The organism is Treponema sp. (assembly GCF_017430385.1).
Classification (GTDB): domain Bacteria; phylum Spirochaetota; class Spirochaetia; order Treponematales; family Treponemataceae; genus Treponema_D.
This window is the reverse complement of the sequence record NZ_JAFRNB010000184.1, coordinates 1-8,043: the sequence shown is the minus strand read 5'-3', so window position 1 is coordinate 8,043 and position 8,043 is coordinate 1. Positions and strand designations below refer to the sequence as shown.

Genomic DNA, 8,043 nt, shown 5'->3' with positions numbered 1-8,043 from the left:
GGAAGCTCTTCCGAAATCATGATGATTGATTTTCCCTGCTTTTTAAGTTCGCCCATCAGCGCGTAGATGTCAGCTTTGACTTTAATATCGATACCGCGGGTAGGACTGTCCAAAACAAGGATATTAGAGCCTTTGCCAATCCAGCGTGCCAGAACGACTTTCTGCTTGTTGCCGCCCGAAAGTTCAGAGACATACTGTTTGATTCCGGTCATCTTTGTGCTCATCTGCCGTGCGAACCTGTCAGCAAAACTCTCCAGGCCTTTGAGGTTCAAAAATCCTTTGTGAGAAAGGTCGCCCAAAGAAGGAAGCATGATATTTTCGCCGATTGAATCCGCAATTACGATTGATTCGTTGTCACGGTCTTTTGAAGCGTAAGCGATGCTGTGCTTGATTGCGCCCGGAATATCCTTGATTTCATAACCGTCGCTGAGCGTGACTTTGCCGACACGGTTGTATGAGGCTCCGAAAATTGCCTTTCCGATTTCGTGCATACCACATTCTGAAAGACCACCGATGCCCAAAATCTCACCTCTGTGCAGATCGAGGTTGATGTGCTCAAATGCTCCAGGAACGGAAACATCTTTGAGTGACAAAACAACTTCTTCTGAAACCGGCTCGTCGTAGTCAGTGCGGTAATATCTGTCGTCAAGCTCGCGGCCTACCATCTCGCGCTTTAAGTCGTCCGTGGTGACATCTTTTGTGTTGACTGTTTTTACAAGGTCGCCGTCTCGGAGAATTGAAATTCTGTCCGTATGCTCAAGAACCTCGTCCAAGTCATGCGAGATGAAAATTACGGTTGAACCCATTTCGCGGGTTTTGTCCATAACCTTGAAGAGTTCGAGTCGTCCTTCATGGCTCAATGCAGTGGTCGTCTCGTCAACGACAAGAATTTTCGGCTTGAAATAAGTTGCCTTTACGATTTCGACAAGTTTTCTCTCCTCGAAAGAATAAAGGTCTATCATTTTTGAGGCTTTGATGTTTATGAATCCGTAAGAATCCAAAAGCCGCTGTGCCTCTTTGTTCATTGCCCGGCTGTCTTTTACGATTCCGTGCATGAATTTGTCTTCCTCGCCCAAGAAAATGTTTTCTGCAACCGTAAGACCCGGCAGAGTTCCCATTTCCTGAACGATGATTGAGATTCCTTCTTTGTTTGCCTCAACCTGAGTTTTTGGCTTGATTTCTTTTCCCAAAAGGGTGAATGTTCCGCTTGAAATCGTGTGGATTCCGCAGAGCATTGAGCTGAAAGTTGATTTTCCAGAACCGTTCTCGCCGATGAGACCGTGAATTTCGCCCGGATAAAGTTCCAGCGACACATCTTTTACAGCGTGCGTGATTCCGAAGTATTTGTTTATTTTTTCTGCTTTTAAAAGAACCTGATTCATTTTGCTCCTTTCCTATTAAACTCCGCGTTAGCGGCGTTGCACGGATGCAACGAATAAGCGAGTTTTTGCAACAGCGAAAACTCGGCCATGATAAAAATTACATGGATGTAATTTTTATCATGCATTATTTGACTACGCTACCTTTTTTGCCCCGGTTTGTGAGGGTTACGATAGCAAGGAGAACTGCACCTGTTACAAAATCATTGATTGTTGTCGGTACATCGAGGGCTACAAGGCCGTTGAAAATCATCGTGATGATGAATTCGCCGATTACAATAGCCGTGACCGGGCAGCCGTATTTTTTGAACGCGATTCCGAAGAAAGTTCCCATCAAAGGCTTGAAGTTCCTGTCCATGCTCGTCATGCCTGTTACGGCAAGGATTCCTTTTCCGTAGCTTACTGTGAGAAGAGCCATGATTCCGACGAAGAAGTGAAGGAGCACGAAGCCGATGAATTTATATTTTTCTACGCTGATACCCATGTTTTTTGCCACAAGTTCGTTGCTTCCGATTGCGTTACAGTAAGTTCCGATTCGGGTGAAGCGGAGAATGAACACCATGAGGAAGAAAGCTAAAAATGCGACAATATAATTCCACGGAGCGTGATTGAATGCCAGGATTGAAGCGTTAGTTAATTTTCCAGGAAAGCCAGAAGTGTCGAGCCGGACAACATAGTTTGCGACACTTTCAAGAATCAGCATGAGACCGACTGTTACAATCATCGAAGGAATCTTTAGCTTTGAATAGAAAATTCCGTTGAAAGAACCGATTAACGCGCCTGTAATCAAAGTTCCGCCGATAAGTCCGACATATCCCAAATGCCTTGAAAGCAAAACGCCGACCATTGATGAAAGAACAATATTTGCGCCAATTGAGAAATCGAACAAGCCCATTACGACGATAAAATAGAATCCACAACCGCCTACGGCATATTGAATGCTTGTCTGAAGATAATCAGACATCAGTTTCGGTGTGCCAAAGTTCTGCGGGGATAAAAGCTTGAATATTCCCCAGCACAGAATGGCTAATACTACGAGAGTCGTTACGCCAAAATAGCGGCTCTTCTTGAATCTTGCAAAAGTTCCGCTACCTAAAATTACATCAAAAAAAAGATTTTTTTTAACTGAATTTCCTAAATCACTCATCTTTTTAATTATTCCTAAAAAAAGGGGGCAGTTTTTGATTTTCTGCCCCCAAATAATTGCGATAGAATACTATCTGCGGCTCTTTACATCATCGATAGAGAGTTTAGCAGTAGCAGCTTCAAGATCTTTTTCTGAAAGGTTTGCCATATCCTTAAGTTCCTGTGCGTTGTAAGGAAGGTCGTCTACGAAGTATTTAGCATAAGCTGCGTAGTCTTCCGGTGAAGCAACATAAAGATACGGGAAGTTTACATCGTAGAAACCATTTGTTGATACTGCATAGTTTCCTTTGATTGCATTGTAAACCAACATGAATGCGATGAGTGGGTCACAGTAGTGTCCGCCTGACTCAGCAGCCATACCGCCGCTCTTGAGCTGTTCGTCGAGGTCAGCAAGGAAGTCTGTTGATACGACAGCGATTTTGCCTTTTTTGCCCATAGACTCGATTGCAGCCAATGCACCAACCAATGTGTCACCGCCGCCACCAGCTACGATAAGAGCATCGATGTCCGGGTTAGCGTTGATGATAGCTTCTGCTGTAGCGCGGCCTGTATCAGATGTTGTTCCGCCGTACTGTGGTTCAAGCAATTCGATTTTGTTCGGGTGAGAAGCGTTCCATTCTTCTACGCCTTTTTTGTAGCCTTCCCAGCGGAGAAGGAATGTAGCGTCACCAGCTTCCCAGCCTTCGAGAGCGATTTTTTTGTTGCCTTTTTCAGCAAGAATTGTGACAAGTTTCTGTCCGTTCTCAACTTCGTTCTCGTGAACAGCACCTACATAATATGGAGATTTTGCAGCAAGAGCATATTCGTTAGGATTTGTTTGCTGGCTGATGATTCGGAAGAACTGTGCGACATAAACTTTATTCTGGTTACAAGTATTGATTACAGATGTCATCTCAGCAGATGCAGAGTTACAGATGATGATACCGTCACAGCCTGCAGCACTCAATGTTTCAGCAGAACTTGTTACCTGCTCAGAAATATGGCCCTGATCGACATACATTACATCTACACCGAGGGCTTTTGCAGCAGAATCGATAATGCGTTTACACTGGCTGCCCAAAGTGTCCGTTGAACTCCAAATTGAAACACCAATCTTGATCTTCTTGTCAGAAGACGATGCTTTTGCAGCTTCCTTTTTGTTACAAGAAACAAGCGATGTTCCGAGTAATGCTACGGAAAGGAGCACACCTAATAATTTTTTCATCTAACTTTCCTCCTTAGACGATTTTGTTATATCTCCATGATAAATCAGGATTTGAAACTATGAGTAAAGATTTTTAGGAATTTAGTTAGACTTTTTTAACGTGTCAGAAAAACCTTAAATCGGATTTAAGAAAAAAGTTTTGTTTTTTTATGAGAAAAGTTGGATTTTTTATGATTGATAACGGAAAAGTGCAAGTATTCCGGTCAATGGATTTTAGCGACCGCTGACTTTGACAACCTTCTGCCTAATTGAAATCGTAAGGCGTTTCCTGATAGACATAATAGTTGAGCCAGTTCGAGTAGAACAGGTGTGCCGTGCTCCTCCATGTGCTTGTCGGGGCTTTTGACGTATCGTTGTCCGGGAAGTAGTTTTCTGGAATTTCGATTGGCAAATCCTTGTTCTTGTCGCGCCAGTATTCATGCGAAAGAGTGTCAGTGTCGTATTCAAGGTGGCCCATCATGAAGATTGAGCGGTTGTCCCTGGATTTTGACAAAGTGACTTCGCCTTCCATGTTTTCGGCGAGAATAATCAAATCTTCTTCGGCTTCGATGAATTTGCGGTCAACTGTGGTGTGGCGGCTTGTTGGAACCGGAAAAATGTCGTCAAATCCACGCAGGAGAGGATCGGCCTGAACTGTCCGGCGGTTCGGAAGCACGCCAAAGAGTTTTTTAGGCAGCCCCTGTTTTTGGATTCCGTAGTTGTGATAAAGACCGGCCTGTGCTCCCCAGCAGATATAAAGCGTGGAGAATACATTTTTTTTGGCGTAGTCCATGATTCGGCAAAGTTCTTCCCAATAATCAACCTGCTCGAAAGGCATTTGCTCGACAGGAGCACCAGTTATAATCAGTCCGTCGTATTTGTGCTTGAAAAGCTCGCTTGAAGGAATGTAGAATTTTTCAAGATGCTCTCCGCTCACATGTGTTGATTCATGCTGCTCCATGCGGATGAGGGAAATGTCAATCTGGAGAGGTGTATTTCCGAGAAGCCTGAGAAGCTGAGTTTCGGTAGCTTCTTTTGTAGGCATGAGGTTGACGATTGCTATTTTGAGCGGACGGATGTCCTGCGTGTTTGCGCGTTTTTCGGTCATTACGAAGATATTTTCGTTTTCGAGAATTGAGCGTGCTGGTAAATCGGATTGAATCTTTATTGGCATGGGTCGCCTTCCATTTTTTGAATCTTCCGCATAGTATAGCAAACTTTTACAAACTTTGCTATATTTATTCTATGCCTAATGATAGAAGAGCTGCTATAAAAAAACTTAAGAGTTTGTGCCTCACTTCAAAAATTGACATCAACGATTTCAGGGCGCGCATTGACGAAACTTTCTCTGATGTGTTCCTGCCAAATCATGTTGAGCTGGAAGAAAAGGCTTTTCGGGCAGTAAAATGCGATGTTATTTCTCCGGAAGTTTATGCCTCAAACCGCGTGCTTCTTTATATTCACGGCGGAAGCTTTGTCGGTGGTTCCCGAAAGGCATATCGTCCTTTTGTTTCTGCCCTTGCCAACGCCACTTCGAGCAAGGCTTATCTTCCTGAGTTCCGGCTTGCTCCCGCTCATCCTTATCCTGCAGGGCTTGAAGACTTGCAGCAGGTTTACCAGTCTCTTTACATTGAGACCGAGGCTGCGCTTGCGCTTAATCCTGGCACCGAAGAATCTGAAAAAAAGCCGGAAGTTCTTATCATGGCCGACACGAGCGGCGCTTCCCTTGCAATGGCATTGATTTTCGGTTTAAAAGACCGTTTCCGCGACTCAGTGAGAAAAGTCATTTTCTTCAGTCCGTGGCTTGATTTTTCTGAGACGAACGACATGTTCACGAGCAAAAAAGTTTACGATGATGTCTTTACGGCTGATTCAGTGCGGCTTGCGAGCGAGCATTACACATATCAGGAAAACTGGAACAATCCTTTTGTTTCGCCATTAAAGGCTCCGCGGGAGATGCTTACTGATTTCCCGCCAGTCTTCATTCAAATGGGCGAAAATGAAATCTTCTACGATTCTGCGATTGTGTTCAGGGATATGCTTCGCAATTTCGGTGGCAAATGCGATGTCGATGTATGGAAGAAAATGCCGCCGATGTTCCAGCTTGTCGATGAGGAGCTGAGTCAGGCTCATGTGGCTGTCGAGCGAATCGGCTCGCTGATTACGGCAAAAGACCGCTCCAATGAGGGCGTTCATGAAATTCAACTTGTATTAGAAAGGAGCTGAAAATGGAATTAGTTTGTCCTGCTGGTAATATTGATAAATTGACTTATGCTTATGCTTATGGTGCGGACACGGCTTATATCGGTCTCAAACGATTTTCGCTCCGTATCAAAGCTGATAATTTTTATGAAGACGAGTACAAGCGCGTCATCGAATTAAAGAAAAAATATCCTCAAAAGCGGCTTTTCTGTGCTTTGAACATTGCGTTCCACAATCATGACATCAAAATGTTCATGCAGAACCTCGACTATTTCAAGCAGTACCCGATTGATGCGTTCATCGTGCAGGATTTGGGAATGGTTCCAATCTTGCAGAAGGAATTCCCTGGCACTCACTTGCATCTTTCGACACAGGCTTCGTGCATGAATAAAGAAGCTGTCAAAATGTATCATTCTCTGGGATTCAAGCGCGTCGTTCTTGGCCGCGAAGTTTCCCTCGATGAAATCCGCGAGATTAAGGATGCCTGCCCGGAGATGGAGCTTGAATGTTTTGCTCACGGCGCAATGTGTATCGCTTATTCTGGCCGCTGTCTCATGAGCGCGTATCTTACAGGGCGTTCGGCACAGAGCGGATTCTGCTCACACTCTTGCAGATGGGAATATGATGTGACATCGTGTCACGACGAGTTTTTGACAAGCAAAAACTCGCGGTCAACTGGCTCTTCGCCGCATCCGTGCGGCAGTCAACTTGAGGAACTAAACAGAAATGGCGGAAAAATTTCTGCTGAGGCTGCCAAAGAGATTGCTCAGTCGGGAATCTTGCGGCTTCAGGAGAGGCAGAGACCCGGCGAGTTCTTCCCGGTTTTTGAGGGCGAGGACTTTACGGCCATTCTTTCTTCAAAAGACTTGTGCATGATTGACCATCTGGCTGACATGAAAAAGGCCGGAGTGGACGCGATTAAGGTTGAGGGGCGAATGAAGTCCACTTATTATGTGGCTATGGTTTCACGCGCTTACCGAAAGGCACTTGATGCCCTCGAAGGCAAAATATCCGCCGAAGAAGCAGCTCCTTTTATCGCGTCTTTGGAAGATGTTGCTCACCGCGAAAGCACAACTGGCTTCTATTATAACCGCGGTGATGCCGACAAAACTACAATCGGTGCAAGTGATTCTCCGTACTTGCTCGCCGCCGCAATCGGGAATCCATATTCAGACGAAGAATGTGAGAAAATTCTTGCGGCAGGACAGAAACTCGTTGCAGACCGCGAAGCCGAGCTTTTAGCAATGCATCCTTCTGCACGCGAAGCCGTTTTGCGCGACTTGGAGCAGCACCCAGAAAAGGTTATCAAAACTGTAGAAAAGCGTGAAGGCTGGAAGGTTTATCCTTACGATGCACTCAACCGCGTTGATGCCGGCACTGAGCTTGAATTCGTTTCACCTTCAGTGCTTGGCCGTAAAGTTTTGGGCAGCGAATATGAATTTATCAATCCGAAGACTGGTGAAAAGCTTGATTGGGTAAATGCCGACCACGATTGTGCAATTTACACCGCAGTTCCAGTCGAAGAAAACACACTCGTCCGTGTCAAAGACCCTGATTATCGAGAGGGTGAAATCCGAGACAGGGGCAGATAGAAGCTTTCGAACTGCAGGGGTGTGAAAACTATAGACAACAAAGGCCGCCCAGCCGTGGAACCCCGGAGTTGCGGAACATCGTGAAGCAATGAGCGTTAGCGAAGGGTGGAAGGGCGTCAGCCAGAAAAATTTGCGCCAAAAAATGAAGAAAAAACTTTTTGTCTTTCTGTTTATATTACGGGCTTCTCTTTCTTTCGCGGAATTTTCTGACCACGAGATTACGAAATTCCTTCAGTTCGATTTGTCAACTTCCACAACCCGTGGAATTGAGCGAGAGCAGAGAATGTTTTCCGGCGAGGCAGGGCTTCGTGCACACTGGTTTGATGCCGTGGCAGGAATTCAGGCTTATGAAGATGCCTTTGATTTTACGATTGCCGGGGAGGGCTGGCTTCCTTTTACAAACTGGTACTTCGAGGAAGCCCGGCTTGCACTTGGAATCGGAGGCCTTTATCATTTTCAGCGGTACAAGGACATAAGTTCCGAGCATGACTATATGCTTGATTCATGTTTCCGTTATCAGTCTTACACTGGTTTTACGCTC

General features: G+C 45.2%; 7 protein-coding genes. 3 read left to right on the top strand and 4 right to left on the bottom strand.

All coding sequences use genetic code 11. From position 1 onward, the window contains the following. The 4 genes from IJJ71_RS14355 to IJJ71_RS14340 all read right to left on the bottom strand — a co-directional run. A partial coding sequence (locus tag IJJ71_RS14355; RefSeq protein WP_296847991.1) for a sugar ABC transporter ATP-binding protein occupies positions 1-1,382 on the bottom strand: 1,382 nt, incomplete at its 3' end. 124 nt (positions 1,383-1,506) lie between these two features. Beyond that, on the bottom strand, positions 1,507-2,526 hold the full coding sequence (locus IJJ71_RS14350; protein WP_296847990.1) for an ABC transporter permease: 1,020 nt from the start codon (positions 2,524-2,526) through the stop codon (positions 1,507-1,509). Positions 2,527-2,595: 69 nt separating this feature from the next. Beyond that, a complete protein-coding gene (locus IJJ71_RS14345; protein ID WP_296847989.1) occupies positions 2,596-3,729 on the bottom strand; it encodes a sugar ABC transporter substrate-binding protein in 1,134 nt (377 codons plus the stop codon). Between the two features lie 244 nt (positions 3,730-3,973). Beyond that, entirely contained in the window at positions 3,974-4,882 is a 909-nt protein-coding gene (locus IJJ71_RS14340; RefSeq protein WP_296847988.1) for a homoserine O-succinyltransferase, read from the bottom strand. Positions 4,883-4,953: 71 nt separating this feature from the next. On the opposite strand from IJJ71_RS14340, the gene IJJ71_RS14335 reads away from it, so the two are divergent. The 3 genes from IJJ71_RS14335 to IJJ71_RS14325 all read left to right on the top strand — a co-directional run. Further along, complete coding sequence (locus tag IJJ71_RS14335; RefSeq protein WP_296847986.1) at positions 4,954-5,934, top strand: alpha/beta hydrolase fold domain-containing protein; 981 nt, start codon at positions 4,954-4,956, stop codon at positions 5,932-5,934. Between the two features lie 2 nt (positions 5,935-5,936). After that, the gene (locus tag IJJ71_RS14330; protein ID WP_296847985.1) at positions 5,937-7,502 is read left to right on the top strand and encodes a peptidase U32 family protein; all 1,566 of its coding nucleotides are present in this window, start codon (positions 5,937-5,939) and stop codon (positions 7,500-7,502) included. Positions 7,503-7,644: 142 nt separating this feature from the next. After that, positions 7,645-8,043 (top strand): hypothetical protein (locus tag IJJ71_RS14325; protein WP_296847984.1); only part of this gene is annotated, 399 nt, incomplete at its 3' end.

Excerpts from the sequence above, each read along its gene's own strand:
- IJJ71_RS14350 (WP_296847990.1), bottom strand. The coding sequence starts at position 2,526 with ATGAGTGATTTAGGAAATTCAGTTAAAAAAAATCTTTTTTTTGATGTA.
- IJJ71_RS14345 (WP_296847989.1), bottom strand. The coding sequence starts at position 3,729 with ATGAAAAAATTATTAGGTGTGCTCCTTTCCGTAGCATTACTCGGAACA.
- IJJ71_RS14340 (WP_296847988.1), bottom strand. The coding sequence starts at position 4,882 with ATGCCAATAAAGATTCAATCCGATTTACCAGCACGCTCAATTCTCGAA.
- IJJ71_RS14335 (WP_296847986.1), top strand. The coding sequence starts at position 4,954 with ATGCCTAATGATAGAAGAGCTGCTATAAAAAAACTTAAGAGTTTGTGC.
- IJJ71_RS14330 (WP_296847985.1), top strand. The coding sequence starts at position 5,937 with ATGGAATTAGTTTGTCCTGCTGGTAATATTGATAAATTGACTTATGCT.